Consider the following 14,400-nt stretch of genomic DNA (forward strand, 5'->3'; position numbering starts at 1 on the left):
CGCGGTTACGTTCGCTTCGCTAGCGGTTGAAAACATCGAACCGGATGGCCCCGCGCTCGACAGCGGCGGCGCGCTGCCATAGGCGCATGCCATGCTGTTCCGCCTGCTCAGACCCGCGCTTTTCACACTTGATTCGGAAACCGGCCACCGCCTTGCCCTTGCCGGCCTGAAGGCGTTGCCACTGCGCGCGCCGATGCCGCTGCCGGGCCGTCTGGCGATCGAGGTTGCGGGCCTGCGCTTTCCCAATCCGGTTGGTGTTGCGGCAGGCTTCGACAAGGATGCCGAGGTTCCCGACGCGCTGCTTGGGCTTGGCTTCGGCTTTACCGAGGTCGGATCGATCACCCCGCTGCCGCAAGCTGGCAACCCCAAGCCGCGGCTGTTCCGGTTGGTCGAGGATCAGGCCGTCATCAATCGCATGGGGTTCAACAATGGCGGGGCCGAAGTCGCGCTTGAGCGGCTGCGCGCGCGCGCCGAGCGGCCCGGCATTGTCGGGGTCAACATCGGCGCGAACAAGGATTCAGCCGACCGCATCGCCGATTACGCGGTGATGGCGCGGATGATGGCCCCGGTTGCGAGCTACCTTTGCGTGAACGTGTCGAGCCCCAATACGCCGGGCCTGCGCGCGCTTCAGGACGAGGGCGCGCTGACCGCGCTGATCGAGGGCGTGATCGCGGCGCGGGACGAAGCAAATTGCGCGGTGGTGCCGCCGGTCTTCCTCAAGGTGGCGCCCGATCTTGAGCCGGCCGACATCGATGCCATTGCTCGGATCGCGCTCGACAAGCGGCTGGGCGCGTTGGTGGTGTCGAACACCACGATCAGCCGTCCGGCGCTGCGTTCGTCCCACGCGGGCGAGACGGGCGGGCTGTCAGGCGCGCCGCTGCGCGAACTGGCGACCCAGCGCCTGCGCGATTTCCGCAAGGCGACGGGGGCGGCGATCCCGCTGGTCGGCGTCGGCGGTATCGCCACGGCCGAACACGCATGGGAGCGCATCCGCGCCGGCGCGAGCCTCGTGCAGCTCTATTCGGCGATGGTCTATGAAGGCCCCGGCCTTGGCGCCAAGATTGCCCGCGGGCTGGAGGCGCTGATGAAGCGCGACGGCTTCGCCAGCATTGCCGAAGCGGTGGGAAGCGAATAGCGGTAGCATCATGCGTTTCACCCCCGCCCTGCTCGCCCCGCTGGCGCTTGTCCTTGCCGCCTGCGCGACCACGCCCTCGATTGCCACTGTCGATCCGGCTCCGTCTGCCGCAGGCGCGGTCAGCAGCGCCGATCCGCGCGCGACCGCTGCGGGCGAGGCGATCCTCGCGCAGGGCGGGTCTGCCACCGATGCAGCGATTGCGGTGATGCTGGCGCTGACCGTGGTCGAACCGCAAAGCTCCGGGATCGGCGGCGGCGGCTTCATGGTACGGGCAGACGGCGATGACGGTGCGCTGACCACGATCGACGGGCGCGAGACAGCCCCCGCTGCCGCCACGCCCACCCGTTTCCTCGATGCGGACGGCAAGCTGCTCGGTCGTGATGCGCGAGTTTTCTCCGGCCTGAGCGTTGGCGTGCCGGGCAATATCGCGCTTGCCGCCAAGGCCCATGCCGCCCACGGCAAGTTGCCCTGGGCCAAGCTGTTCGAACCCGCCATCACGCTTGCCGAGGATGGGTTCGTCATGAACCGGCGGCTTTACGAATCGCTTGCGGGCAACAAGGGCCGTGCCGATAAATCCGCATCTGCCAAGGCAGTGTTCTTCGGTGCTGACGGTGAACCGCTGCCGGTTGGTGCGACGGTGAAGGTGCCCGCGCTGGCGGAGACGTTCCGGGCGCTTGCCAAGCTGGGACCCCAGGCGATGTATGGCGCAGACAACGCCGCTGCGCTGGCCGCCTATGTCGCGGGCGAAACTCCGCAGGACGGGCGCATGGCGCCAGCCGATATCACCGCCTACGCCGCCAAGGACCGCACTCCTGTCTGCACGCGGTACCGTATCTACAGGATTTGCGGCATGGGGCCGCCGTCATCGGGCGGCATCGCGGTGGCGCAGATGCTCGGCCAGCTTGAGCGCTTTGATCTGGCTGCGCTTGGCCCGAACAGCCCGACCTTCTGGCACCTGTTCATCGAAAGCCAGCGCCTCGCCTATGCCGACCGCGAGCTCTATTCGGGCGATGCCGATTTTGTTGCCGTGCCGACGGCGGGGTTGGTCGATCGCAATTACCTCGCCAGCCGGTCGGCCTTGATCGATCCCGCCAAGCGCCTCGTCAAAGCCGAGGCTGGCGTGCCGCCCGGCGCTCCGCTGGCGCGCGGCGACGGGCCGGAAGAGCCCGAGCACGGCACCACCCATTTCTCTGTCGTTGACGCGCAGGGCAATGCTATCAGCTACACCTCGACGATCGAGGGCGCGTTCGGATCGGGGCTCCATTTTGGTGGCTTCTATCTCAACAACGAACTGACCGATTTCACGCTCACGCCCGAAGCCGATGGCAAGCCGGTCGCCAACCGGGTCGAGGGTGGCAAGCGCCCGCGTTCCTCGATGGCGCCGACCATCGTGTTCGACGAGGCTGGCAAGGTGGTGTTGGTGATCGGCGCGGCAGGCGGCCCGACCATCCCCATCTCTGTCGCGCGCGGGATTATCGGCGTGCTCGATTTCCGGCTGGGTGCACAAGACGCGCTCGATCTGCCGTTCGCTATGGCTTTCGGCGATACATTGCTGATCGAAGAAGGCAGCGCGCTGGTGGCGATGAAGGAGGACCTGTCTGCGCTGGGCCATACGAGCATCCGTATCGCGCCTGCGCCGATCAAAGCCAACGCGCTTGGCCGACGCGCCGATGGCACGTGGGAAGTGGCGACCGAGCCGCGCATGGCGGGCCTTGTCACGCCCTAACTTGCCGTACCCCAGCTTGCCTCTCCATGCGGGCGCTTGCCGCTACGGCCATGACCTTCTAATCTGCCGCTGCACGGGGCCAACAGTGAGCCCCGGACCAAAAGCCCGAAGGGATCAGGAGCCTTTGCCAGTGCATTCCCCCACCTTGCCTCATGCTGCCCGTGCAGTCGTGAACCCTGCGGATCACCCGATGCTGCAGGATATTGATCGCGCACAGAACCTTGTGGAGCTGTTCCTCAAGCGTGCCGACGAAAAGGGCGATGCCCCCTTCCTCGGCCACAAGACGGGTGGACAATGGGTGACCCAGAGCTGGCGTTCGGCGGCCGAACAGGTGTGCCTGCTGGCCGAGGCGCTGCGCGGCATGGGGCTGGAGGATGGCGACCGCGTAGCGCTGGTGTCGGAAAACCGCCCCGAATGGTGCATCGCCGATCTGGCGATCATGGCTGCGGGCTGCATCACGGTTCCGACCTACACCACCAACACCCGCCGCGATCACGCGCATATCCTCGACAATTCGGGTGCGCGCGCGGTGTTTGTCTCGAACGAAAAGCTGCTCGCTCCGTTGGTCGGCGCGATCAGTCAGACCGGCCTTGTCGAACACGTGATCGGGATCGACGATCTCAAGCGCCAGCAATCGGGCAGCTTCGAATATCACGAATGGGGCGCGTTGATCACCGGAGACGCCGCAGCCGCGCGCGCGGCGGTGGATGCGCGGATCGCCCGCATCGAACGCAACGAAACCGCCTGCCTCATCTACACCAGCGGCACCGGCGGCGCGCCGCGCGGGGTGATGCAGCACCACGGTGCGATCCTGTGCAACGTCGCTGGCGCAGCCGAAGTGCTGATCGAGGATTTCGGCATCAAGGATGAACGCTTTCTCTCGTTCCTGCCGCTCAGCCACGCTTACGAGCATTCCGGCGGGCAATATCTGCCGATCGGCGTGGGCGCGGAAATCTTCTATTCCGAAGGCCTCGAAAAGCTCGCCAGCAATATCGAGGAAACTCGTCCGACCATCATGGTCGTCGTCCCGCGCCTGTTCGAAGTGCTGCGCACGCGCATCATGAAGCAGGTCGAAAAGCAGGGCAAAGTCGCCAACTTCATGATGGACAGCGCGCTGAAGATCGCGGGCAACAGCAAGGACGGCAAAAAGCGCCTACGTGATCGCCCGCTCGATTTCCTTGTCGAAAAGACCCTGCGTCCCAAGATCCGCCAGAAGTTCGGCGGCCGGATCAAGGCGATGGTTTCGGGCGGCGCGCCGCTCAATCCGGAAGTCGGCAATTTCTTCGACGCGATGGGGCTGACCATGCTGCAAGGCTACGGCCAGACCGAAGCCGGCCCGGTGATCAGCTGCAACCGCCCCAAGGTCGGGCTCAAGATGGATACCGTCGGCCCGGCGCTGCGCGGGGTTGAAGTGCGGATTGCCGAGGACGGCGAAATCCTCGTGCGCGGCGAGCTGGTGATGCACGGCTACTGGCGCAACGAGGCCGAAACCGCCCGCACCTTGCAGGACGGCTGGCTGCACACGGGCGATATCGGCCACCTCGACAAGAAGGGCCGGATCGTCATCACCGATCGCAAGAAGGACATGATCGTCAACGACAAGGGCGACAATATCGCGCCCCAGAAGGTCGAAGGCATGCTCACCCTCCAGCCCGAAATCGCGCAGGCGATGGTGAGCGGGGACAAGCGGCCCTATGTCGTCGGCCTGATCGTGCCCGATGCAGAATGGGCGCTGGAATGGGCGCGCGCCAATGGCGAGAAGTTCGACCTCAAGGCCTTGCAGGAATTGCCCGCCTTCAAGAACGCGGTGCGCGCGGCGGTTGACCGCACCAACGCCGATCTCTCGGTGATCGAGAAGGTCCGCCAGTTCGCCTTCGCGGACGAGGCCTTCACCATCGAAAACGAGGAAATGACGCCCAGCATGAAGATCCGCCGCCACAAGATCCGCGAGCGGTATCAGGAGCGGATCGACGGGCTGTATCGGGGGTGAGGCGGTAAGCTCGCCCCACCCGTCACCCCGGACTTGATCCGGGGAGCGGCTTCTTCAGTTCAGCCATTACTGCTGTATTCTGTGCCAGATTGCGGATCTGATCGGAGATCGAGCGCCCGTCGTTGCTCGCCACTTTGAGCAGCTCTCGGCATTCTTCCTCGGTCCACAGTCGATCGGGTGTCACATCATACCGATCAAGCGGCAGGTGACGAGTGAGGAAGAAGCGTTTGCCCGTGATGTCGTGAACGACCATTACAGAGGCATGCGCCAGCAAGTGGCGCAAGGGCCGGAAGGATCGCCAGCGCTCGATCCGCTTGAGCAGAGCCTGACAGCGCTTGTCGCTGCTTCGCGAAAGCCTGTTGCACAGGTCTTGCAGGCTCGACAGAGGCCCCTTTTCGACGGGAAGATCAAGTGCGATGCACAGCTGCCCGATTGCGCGTTCCGCAGTGGCAAAATGCGTGAGGACTTTGCCAAGCCAATCGAACGGCTCGAGCGACGGGGGCGCAGTATTCGTTTGGACTGTGAGTGGTTCGGACACAGAGTATCTCTAAGCTACAAAGGTTTAACACTTCAACACCGCTTACTCCTCCAAAAAATTTGGGGTGGCTCGCCGTCACCCCTCCCCTTAAACCCTCCCCATGACCACCGGCCTTGACACCCTGACCGACAAGGAAAAGGATGCGCTGCGGCTGATCCTGCGCGGGCATGATGCCAAGTCCTCGGCGCGCGAGCTTGGGCTTTCGGTGCATACGGTCAACGAGCGGCTGCGCGATGCGCGGCGCAAGCTTGGGGTTACGAGCAGCCGCGAAGCCGCCCGGCGCTTGCTGGCGGAAGAGAGCGAGCAGACCCCCGAAACGCTTGGGGACAAGGCTTTGGGGGATGCGCCCGGGGCCTCTCCGGCGGCAGAGATGACGGCATCCGCCACCCGGCGGTGGGCAGGCTCCCGTCCTGCCCTTGCTGCCATCGGAGTACTTGCCATGTCGCTTGTTCTTGCTGTCCTGTTTCTCCCCGCCTCGCCGCTGTCGGTGATGACCCCCGCCCCCGTCGCAATGGCCGCCGCGGCTGCCGAAAGCGAGGCCGCCGGGGCCGCGCGCGCTGCCGAGGATTTCCTGGTGCTCGTCGACGAAAGCCGCTGGGCCGAAAGCTATGCCGCCACCGGCGCCGAGTTCCGCCGGCTCAACACGCTCGAGCGCTGGAGCGAGGTTTCCGCCCGGGTGCGCCCGCCGCTCGGCAAGGTTGTGACCCGCAATCTGGTCGGCAACGAATATGTCCCCGCCCCGCCTGAGGGCTACCGCCTGATCAAGTTCCGCTCGGCCTACGCCAATGGCACGCAGCAGACCGAAAGCCTCTCGCTCGCGTGGGAGGATGGGGCGTGGAAGGTCGCTGGGATTACGTTCGAGTGAGGTTGTGAGGCGGGGGGCGGCGGCCAAGCCGCCTGCCCTCGCTAGTACATATGCTGCCCGCCGTTGATGCTCATGGTCGAGCCGGTCATGAAGCCGCCGTTTTCCGAGGTGAGGAAGGCCACCCCGCGGGCGATTTCCTCGGCCATGCCGAGGCGGCCGACGGGGATCTTGGCGACGATCTTTTCGAGCACCGGCGCCGGCACGGCGGCGACCATGTCGGTGTCGATATAACCCGGCGCAATCGCGTTCACCGTTACCCCGAATTTCGCGCCTTCCTGCGCCAAGGCCTTGGTAAACCCATGAATTCCGCTCTTCGCCGCGGCGTAATTGACCTGTCCGTATTGCCCCGCCTGGCCGTTGATCGAGCCGATGTTGACGATCCGGCCCCAGCCCCTCTCGCGCATGCCGGGGAAGGTCGCCTTGGCCATGTTGAAGCACCCGCCGAGGTTGATGCGCATCACCTCGTTCCAGTCATCGAAGCTCATCTTGTGGAGCACGCCGTCGCGGGTCACGCCGGCGTTGTTGATGACGATGTCGATCGGGCCGTGGGTTGCGGCGATATCGTTGCAGTTGTGGATGCAGGCTTCGTGGTCGCCCACGTCCCACCTGTAGGCCGGGATGCCGGTTTCCGCCGTGAAGGCGCGCGCCTTTTCCTCATTGCCGGCGTAGTTGGCGATGACGGTGTGGCCCTGCCGCTGGAGCCGCTTGCAGATCGCCTCGCCGATCCCGCGTGTTCCTCCGGTTACGATGGCGACCCGTCCCATGGCATTCCCTCCCTTGATGCAGCAGCAGTCAGAGCCTGCAACCTAACGGTGCCGTAGCGTCAGGGGAAGGTGGGAATAGCTATGCTTGAACGCGACGCCAAAAGCCCATTGTTCCACGTGGAACATCCCCGCAAACAGGGCCTAAGAGGGGTCTAGAGGGGGTCTAAGGGGGGTCTGGCGCAGGCAAACCCCGCCGCTGGAGCGATCAGAACTTGATCTGCGTGCCCACATAGACCGCCTGGCTGTCCTTGACCGAATTGGTCAGCGGATCGAGCCGTTCGCGTTCCTTGGAATAGCGCACGCCCGCCATCACGTTGAGGTTGGGCGAGAGGCGGAAGCTGCCGCCGAGGCCCATCGTGTGCTGGCTGACCGAATCGAGCGTATTGGGCGAGCGCCCGGCAATTTCGCGATCCTCAAGTTCGATGCGCGGTTGCAGGCGGCTCGGCTTGTCGATCGCCTTGGGCTGCGCAGGTTCGAACTGCGCCAGATCGGGCATGGCGAGGCTGCGGACATTCGCCGACAGATCGACCGTGCGGGCAAAGCTCTTGTAGCCGCGCGCCGAACCGAGCTGGAAGCGGCTGACATCAAGCGAGGACAGCCCCGCGCCGCGGCCCGGCACCGCATCGATCGCCTTGCGCACCGAAACGGCCCGCGCGGTCTGATCATCGACCCGTACCGCAACCGTCACCGTGCGTTCGCCCGACACCGAAGCGCCGCGCGCCGGGGTGAAACGGATGCCGTGCGCACGAGCCTTTTCCGCCACGCGAGCGGCCAGGGCCGGATCGACCGAAGCAGGGGTGAAGACATCGAAACCCATCGCCGTGAACGAAGGGGCACGGCCATTGGCGGCGGTATCGGCCAGCGCGAAACCCGCGCTCGGCACGGCCAGCGCCAGCGCGCCGCACAGCGCCAGCAGCGGCAGCGAGAGCTGCGCCTTTGCTGTTCTGTCCGTCCGCTTGGTCATGATGCCGTCTCTATCCTTGTTCGAACCTGGCAAGATTATTGCCAAAGCACCTGTAAGCTGAACACAACATGAGTCGCGCCTCTTGCTCAATCTTGTTGATAGGCGCGCGCCAAGCTGTTGCAACGCATTGAACAGATAGGGTGCCGATTCCCCCGCCACCTGTGGCCCTAGGCACACATAATCGCCCGGGGCGCGGGCAATTCAGGTGGGGTAAAGCCCCGGTGCGCTTGGTGGGATGAAACCGGGGGCGCGCCTGCGTTGATGCTTGCGGCATGGGGGCAGGCGGCTATAGAGCGTCTCCACGACAGATGATGAGGATTACCCGGCTGTGACACGCGCCAATTCCGCCCTTTCCCGTCCGGCGCTCCGCCGCACTTTCGCTCTGGCGCTGCTTGGCGGGGCGGGGCTTGCGCTTTCCGCGTGCGGCGGCGGTGATCGTCCGCGCACCGAATTGCAGGCCGCGCAGCTCAACACCATCGGCGTCAACGCCTATCTGTGGCGCGCCGCGCTCGACACGGTGAGCTTCGCGCCGCTGCTTCAGGCGGACAGCGCGGGCGGGGTGATCGTGACCGACTGGTACGCCAACCCCTCGAACCCCAACGAGCGCGTCAAGCTCACCGTGACCATCCTTGACCAGGACCTGCGCGCCGATGCGCTGAAGGTGGCGGCCAGCCGTCAGGTCAACGAAGGCGGCAACTGGACCGAAGCCCCGGTGCAGGCGGTGACGGTGCAGAAGCTTGAGGACATCATCCTCACCAAGGCCCGCGACCTGCGTCGTCAGGCCCTCGCTTCGTAACACTGCCCTTCCACGGATAGGCTTACATGACCGACACCCGTTTCGATCCGTCTGTCGCTGACGGACGCTGGCAGCGCGCATGGGACGCGGCGGGCACCTTCACCGCCGATTCGAACAGCCCCAAGCCCAAGAGCTACATCCTCGAGATGTTCCCCTATCCTTCAGGGCGCATCCACATGGGCCATGTCCGCAACTACACGATGGGCGATGTCCTCGCGCGCTACCAGAAGATGCGCGGGTTTGAAGTGCTGCACCCGATGGGCTGGGATGCCTTCGGGATGCCGGCGGAAAACGCGGCGATGGAAAAGGGCGTGCATCCCGGTGGCTGGACGCGCCAAAACATCGCGCAGATGAAGGCGCAGTTGCAGCGCATCGGCTTCGCGCTCGACTGGACGCGTGAATTCGCCACCTGTGATCCCGAATATTACGGCCACGAACAGGCGCTGTTCGCCGACTTGTATGAAGCGGGCCTCGTCTACCGCAAGGAATCGACCGTCAACTGGGATCCGGTCGACATGACCGTGCTCGCCAACGAGCAGGTGATCGACGGCAAGGGCTGGCGGTCTGGCGCCGAGGTCGAGAAGCGCAAGCTGAACCAGTGGTTCCTCAAGATCACCGACTTTGCCGATGATCTGCTGGAAGGCTTGGGGAGCCTCGAGGACTGGCCCGAGAAGGTTCGCCTGATGCAGGAGAACTGGATCGGCAAGTCGCAGGGACTGGAGTTCTCGTTCGACCTGTCGAATGGCGACAAGCTGGCGGTTTACTCGACCCGTCCCGATACGATTTTCGGCGCAAGTTTCTGCGCCATCGCCGCCGATCATCCGATCGCGCAGGGGCTGGCGGGTGATCCGGCGGTCGCCGCGTTCATTGACCAGTGCAAGAAGGGCGCGACCACGGCCGCCGCGCTCGAAACGGCGGAAAAGCTGGGGTATCGCACCCCGATCACCGCCAAGCACCCGTTCACGGGCGAGGCGCTGCCGGTGTTCATCGCCAACTTCGTGCTGATGGAATACGGCACCGGCGCGGTGATGGGCGTGCCGGGTCACGACCAGCGCGACTTCGAATTTGCCACCAAGTATGACCTGCCGATCCTGCGCGTCGTCGCCAGCGATCCCGCCCGCGCCGACGAGCCCTTCAAGGGCGAGGCCGAGGCGGGCGACGGGGTGATCGTCAATTCCGGTTTCCTCAATGGCATGACGGTCGAGGATGCCAAGCAGGCGGTGATTTCCCGCGCCGAAGGCGGCGGCTGGGGCGAGGGCCGCACCGTGTGGCGTCTGCGCGACTGGGGCGTGAGCCGCCAGCGTTACTGGGGCACGCCGATCCCCTTCATCCACTGCGATGCCTGCGGCGTGGTGCCGGTGCCCAAGGACCAGCTCCCCGTTACCCTGCCCGAGGACGTGACCTTCGAGGTCCCCGGCAATCCGCTCGAGCGCCACCCGACGTGGAAGCACGTGGACTGCCCCAAGTGCGGCGCAGCCGCGCGGCGCGAGACCGATACGCTCGACACCTTCGTCGACAGCTCGTGGTACTTCCTGCGCTTTGCGAGCCAGCCCGCCGATCGGCCCTTCGACCCTGAAGAGGTCGCCAAGTGGATGCCGGTGCAGCACTATATCGGCGGTATCGAACACGCGATTTTGCACCTGCTCTACGCGCGCTTCTGGACGCGGGCGCTGGCGCACATTGGCAAGATCGACGTGCAGGAGCCTTTCGCCGCCCTGTTCACGCAGGGCATGGTGACGCACGAGACCTACAGCCGCATCGATGCCGAGCGCGGCGTGCCGGTGTTCTTCGGCCCCGAGGAGATCGACCGCACCTCTGATGGCGCGACGCTGCTGGCGGATGGCGGGGCGGTCGAAGTCGGCCGCGTTATCAAGATGTCGAAGTCGAAGAAAAACGTCGTCGACCCCGATGCGATCATCGCCCGCCACGGCGCGGATGCGGTGCGCTGGTTCATGCTGTCTGACTCGCCGCCAGAGCGCGACCTGCCGTGGTCGGATGCCGGGATCGAGGGCTGTGCGCGGTTTGTGCAGCGCTTGTGGCGCTTGTTCGCGGCCTATGACGCGGGCGCCGAGGGCGAGGACAAGAGCCTCGACCGCAAAACCCACCAGACCATCGCCGCTGTCGCCTCCGACATCGAGGCGCTGGGCTTCAACAAGGCCGTGGCGCGCATTTACGAGCTGACCGGCGCGACCGAGAAGGCTGCACCTTCGGCGAGCCGCTCGGCCGCGATCCGCGCGCTCGTCCACCTCGCCGCGCCGATGATGCCGCACCTGGCCGAAGAGGCTTGGGCCGGCATGGGAGGCGAAGGCCTGATCGCCGATGCCTCATGGCCCGCCGTCGATCCGGCGCTGCTGGTCGATGACGAGGTCACCATCGCGATCCAGCACATGGGCAAGCTGCGCGACACCGTCACCGCGCCCAAGGGAGCCTCGAAGGAGGATCTCGAAGCGCTGGCGATGGCGTCTGCCAACCTGCAACGCTCGATTGATGGCGCGGCGATCCGCAAGGTCATTGTCGTGCCCGACCGTTTGGTGAATATCGTCACCTGATGCGTATCGTCTTTGCCCTGCTGGCCACTGCGGCCCTCAGCGCCTGCGGCCTCTCGCCGATGTATGCGGGCGGGAGCAAGGCGGCGGTGGCGCAAGGCATCGCTGCGGTCGATATTCCCGCGATCCAGGGGCGCGGCGGCTGGCTGGTCAAGAACGCACTCGAAGCACGGCTCGGGGTGGCGGGGCAGACAACGCCGCAATACCGGCTCGACGTCCGGCTCGATGATTCGCTCGAGGCGCTGGGCGTGCTCAACGACGACACTATCAGCCGCGAACGCCGCATCCTGCGCGCGCGTTACCAGCTGATCGATCTGGCGACCGGCGCGGTGCTGCTCGATGCGACCGCCGGATCGGATGCCGGGATCGACGTGGTCAGCTCCGAATACGCCACCATCGCCGCCGAGCAGAAGGCGCTAGAAAATCTCGCGGTCGATGTTGCCGACCGGATGGCGACGCAGGTTGCGGTGACGCTCCGCACGCGCGCCGCGGCGGGCCAGTGAAGGCCAAGAACAGCGATTTCGCGCGCGGCCTGCCGCAAGGCGCGCTGTCTGCCCGCATCTTCTTCTTCTGCGGCCCCGACGAGGCGGGAGCCAGCGCGGCCGCCGAACGGCTGGTCGCAGCCCTGCCCGAAGCGGGCGAGCGGGTGGAACTGACCGGGGCCGATTGCAAGCGCGATCCCGCGCTGCTGGGCGACGAGGCGCGTTCGACCTCGCTGTTCGGCGGCACCCGCCACATCTGGGTCCGCGCGAGCGGGGACGAAGCGCATGATGCGCTCGAAATCCTGATCGAAACCGGCGAGGCCGGCGCGGGCGCCGCGGCCCCCGTGATCGTGGTCGCCACTGCCGCGACCGACAAGTCGCGCACCGCCAAGCTGCTTGAAAAGCGCAAGGATGCGCTGGTGGCGATGTTTCATCCGCCCGATCTGGCCTCGGTGGCGAGCGCTGTGCGGGCCATGGCCGACGCGGCGGGCCTGCGGCTCGGCGGCGATCTGGCCGAACGCATTGCGCGCTCTGCGGGCCTTGATGTGCGGCTGGCGCAGTCGGAGGTCACCAAGCTCGCGCTCTATTGCGATGCCGATCCGCAGTCCCCCCGCCCGGCCACGCCCGAGGATCACGCCGCCATCGGCGCGGCGACCGAGGAGGATGGCTTTGCCCCGCTGGTCAACGCGGTGCTGGGCGGCGAGCTCAATCGCATCGGCGGCGAGGTGCGGCGGCTGCGCGAATTGGGGCTGAACCCCGTCGGCGTCGCGCTCGCGCTTGAACGGCGTGCCGCGCAGCTCGCCCAGATCGCCGCGAAGATCGGCCCGGGCGGCCGCATCCAGTCGCTCGGCCCGGGCGACAAGATGCAGCTCGGCATCTTTTTCCGTGAGGAGCGCGCGATCACCCAGCAGTTCGAACGCTGGAGTCTGCCCGCCGCGCGCGGCAGCCGCGAGACCCGGCTCGACCGGCTGATCGGACGGCTGACCCAGCTGCACCGCACCCTGCTCGCCAACAGCCAGGCGGCCGAGCTGCTGCTGGCGCAGGAGCTTGCCGAAATTTCCCGCTTTGCCGCAAGGCGATAACAATCTGGAAAAGCGGGATACCGCGCGGCAAACGATTTACTTTTCCCTTTAAGGCCCACTAAGTAGCTCCCCTGATAGGGTCGCACCTGTCAAAGGTCAGGGATAAAGTGAACCGCGTTACACCGCAGATGCTGGATCCGGTTGAGATCGAGCCGGTCGAGAGCACCGCAGTGCCCTCGCTCGAGCGGCGGCGGCTGCGCACCTATATGCTGTTGCTGCTGGCCGATGCAGCGCTGTTCAATCTCAGCTTCGCGCTCGCTGCGCTGCTGTGGGAAGGCTTCTTCGCCGAGCCGCGCGCAATGATCGCGGCGCAGGCGCTGCTGCCGATCTATTTCACCATCGCACTCTATAACGGCAACTATGGCGTGCAGGCGCTGTCCGACTGGCTTTTCGCCGCGCGCAAGGCGGTGGTCGCCTTGCTGGTGGCGGCCGCGCTGATCAACTTCCTCGCCTTCTACACCAAGACCAACGACGATTTCTCGCGCGTGGTGGTCACTATCGGGCTCGCCTTCTCGGCGCTGGCGCTGGTGACGCTGCGCCGGCTCGTGGCGATGCTGGTGGAGCGGCGTTGGGGCGGTCAGGTGATCAACCATCTGGTGATCGACGATGGCGGCAAATCCTTCCCGCTGGCGGGCGCGCAGGTGGTGTCGGCGGCGCGGCTCGGGCTCGATCCGGCCAGCCACGATCCCTATATGCTCGACCGGCTGGGCAAGCTGCTGCGCAATCAGGATCGGGTGGTGATCAGCTGCCCGCGCGAACGGCGTCAGGACTGGGCCTTCGTGCTGAAATCCGCCGGGATCTATGGAGAGATCGTCCACGAACCCGCGCACAACCTCGGCGCGGTCGGGGTGCATCATTACGAAGAGCTGGACCGCACAACGCTGGTGGTGGCGATCGGGCCGCTCGGCCTGCGCTCGCGCATCATCAAGCGGCTGTTCGATCTGGCGGTCGCCGGCACGGCGCTGCTGGTGCTGTCTCCGTTGCTGCTGGCGGTCGCCTTGCTCATCAAGCTGGAGGACGGCGGCCCGGTGCTGTTCGTTCAGCGGCGGCTGGGGCGCGGCAACCAGTTTTTCGACATGTTCAAATTCCGCTCGATGCAGCCCGAGAAGCTCGATCCGCAGGGCGCGCAATCGACGGCGCGCGATGATGACCGCGTCACCCGCATCGGTGCCTTCATCCGCCGCACCAGCATTGATGAACTGCCGCAGCTGATCAACGTGCTCATGGGCGATATGTCGATCGTCGGCCCGCGCCCGCACGCCCTCGGCAGCCGCGCCAACGACAAGTATTTCTGGGAGGTCGACCGCCAGTACTGGCAGCGTCACAGCCTCAAGCCGGGGCTGACCGGCCTCGCACAGGTGCGCGGCCACCGCGGCGCGACCGAGGAAGAGAAAGACCTCACCGAACGGCTGCAATCCGATCTGGAATACATCGCCGGCTGGTCGGTGCTGCGCGACATCGGCATCGTGCTGCGCACCGTAATGGTGCTGCGGCACGACAACGCATATTAGA

Annotated in this window: 12 protein-coding genes; 9 read left to right on the forward strand and 3 right to left on the reverse strand. The window is 65.8% G+C overall.

All coding sequences use genetic code 11. The annotated features are described in order from the left end of the window. The first annotated feature begins 91 nt into the window (after positions 1-91). The 3 genes from BG023_RS02725 (at position 92) to BG023_RS02735 (ending at position 4,851) form a co-directional block, all read left to right on the forward strand. On the forward strand, positions 92-1,135 hold the full coding sequence (locus BG023_RS02725; protein ID WP_069309101.1) for a quinone-dependent dihydroorotate dehydrogenase: 1,044 nt from the start codon (positions 92-94) through the stop codon (positions 1,133-1,135). A gap of 10 nt (positions 1,136-1,145) precedes the next feature. Next, positions 1,146-2,861: a gamma-glutamyltransferase gene (gene ggt / locus BG023_RS02730; protein WP_069309102.1), complete on the forward strand. Its 1,716-nt coding sequence runs from the start codon at positions 1,146-1,148 to the stop codon at positions 2,859-2,861. Between the two features lie 190 nt (positions 2,862-3,051). Continuing rightward, a complete protein-coding gene (locus BG023_RS02735; RefSeq protein ID WP_069311079.1) occupies positions 3,052-4,851 on the forward strand; it encodes an AMP-dependent synthetase/ligase in 1,800 nt (599 codons plus the stop codon). Between the two features lie 22 nt (positions 4,852-4,873). Here BG023_RS02735 and BG023_RS02740 read toward each other — a convergent pair whose 3' ends face one another. After that, positions 4,874-5,389, reverse strand: coding sequence for a hypothetical protein (locus tag BG023_RS02740; protein WP_069309103.1), 516 nt, complete (start codon positions 5,387-5,389; stop codon positions 4,874-4,876). A gap of 100 nt (positions 5,390-5,489) precedes the next feature. Here BG023_RS02740 and BG023_RS02745 point away from each other — a divergent pair, with 100 nt between their 5' ends. Then, the gene (locus BG023_RS02745; protein ID WP_069309104.1) at positions 5,490-6,254 is read left to right on the forward strand and encodes a helix-turn-helix domain-containing protein; all 765 of its coding nucleotides are present in this window, start codon (positions 5,490-5,492) and stop codon (positions 6,252-6,254) included. Positions 6,255-6,295: 41 nt separating this feature from the next. On the opposite strand, the gene phbB is transcribed toward BG023_RS02745, so the two are convergent. Together phbB and BG023_RS02755 are read right to left on the reverse strand one after the other, a co-directional pair. Then, a complete protein-coding gene (phbB, locus tag BG023_RS02750; RefSeq protein WP_069309105.1) occupies positions 6,296-7,018 on the reverse strand; it encodes an acetoacetyl-CoA reductase in 723 nt (240 codons plus the stop codon). Between the two features lie 205 nt (positions 7,019-7,223). Further along, a complete protein-coding gene (locus BG023_RS02755) occupies positions 7,224-7,982 on the reverse strand; it encodes a hypothetical protein (RefSeq protein WP_069309106.1) in 759 nt (252 codons plus the stop codon). 328 nt (positions 7,983-8,310) lie between these two features. On the opposite strand from BG023_RS02755, the gene BG023_RS02760 reads away from it, so the two are divergent. The 5 genes from BG023_RS02760 to BG023_RS02780 all read left to right on the forward strand — a co-directional run bounded on the left by BG023_RS02760 (position 8,311) and on the right by BG023_RS02780 (position 14,399). Beyond that, the gene (locus tag BG023_RS02760; RefSeq protein ID WP_069309107.1) at positions 8,311-8,778 is read left to right on the forward strand and encodes a DUF3576 domain-containing protein; all 468 of its coding nucleotides are present in this window, start codon (positions 8,311-8,313) and stop codon (positions 8,776-8,778) included. Between the two features lie 26 nt (positions 8,779-8,804). Further along, positions 8,805-11,327 (forward strand): leucine--tRNA ligase, encoded by a 2,523-nt coding sequence (gene leuS, locus BG023_RS02765; RefSeq protein WP_069309108.1) that lies wholly within the window; start codon positions 8,805-8,807, stop codon positions 11,325-11,327. Further along, positions 11,327-11,827 (forward strand): LPS assembly lipoprotein LptE, encoded by a 501-nt coding sequence (gene lptE / locus BG023_RS02770; RefSeq protein ID WP_069309109.1) that lies wholly within the window; start codon positions 11,327-11,329, stop codon positions 11,825-11,827. The genes leuS and lptE overlap by 1 nt, the downstream gene beginning before the upstream one ends. After that, positions 11,824-12,888 (forward strand): DNA polymerase III subunit delta, encoded by a 1,065-nt coding sequence (locus tag BG023_RS02775; RefSeq protein WP_069309110.1) that lies wholly within the window; start codon positions 11,824-11,826, stop codon positions 12,886-12,888. Before lptE ends, BG023_RS02775 begins: the two co-directional genes overlap by 4 nt. Before the next feature lie 107 nt (positions 12,889-12,995). After that, a complete protein-coding gene (locus BG023_RS02780) occupies positions 12,996-14,399 on the forward strand; it encodes a sugar transferase (protein WP_233993055.1) in 1,404 nt (467 codons plus the stop codon). Position 14,400: the final 1 nt, after the last annotated feature.

It is taken from the genome of Porphyrobacter sp. LM 6 (assembly GCF_001720465.1).
Classification (GTDB): domain Bacteria; phylum Pseudomonadota; class Alphaproteobacteria; order Sphingomonadales; family Sphingomonadaceae; genus Erythrobacter.

Bases quoted from the DNA above. Each gene is read 5' to 3' on its own strand.
- BG023_RS02745 (WP_069309104.1), top strand. From the start codon at position 5,490: ATGACCACCGGCCTTGACACCCTGACCGACAAGGAAAAGGATGCGCTG.
- phbB (WP_069309105.1), bottom strand. From the start codon at position 7,018: ATGGGACGGGTCGCCATCGTAACCGGAGGAACACGCGGGATCGGCGAG.
- BG023_RS02755 (WP_069309106.1), bottom strand. From the start codon at position 7,982: ATGACCAAGCGGACGGACAGAACAGCAAAGGCGCAGCTCTCGCTGCCG.
- lptE (WP_069309109.1), top strand. From the start codon at position 11,327: ATGCGTATCGTCTTTGCCCTGCTGGCCACTGCGGCCCTCAGCGCCTGC.
- BG023_RS02725 (WP_069309101.1), top strand. From the start codon at position 92: ATGCTGTTCCGCCTGCTCAGACCCGCGCTTTTCACACTTGATTCGGAA.
- ggt (WP_069309102.1), top strand. From the start codon at position 1,146: ATGCGTTTCACCCCCGCCCTGCTCGCCCCGCTGGCGCTTGTCCTTGCC.
- leuS (WP_069309108.1), top strand. From the start codon at position 8,805: ATGACCGACACCCGTTTCGATCCGTCTGTCGCTGACGGACGCTGGCAG.
- BG023_RS02735 (WP_069311079.1), top strand. From the start codon at position 3,052: ATGCTGCAGGATATTGATCGCGCACAGAACCTTGTGGAGCTGTTCCTC.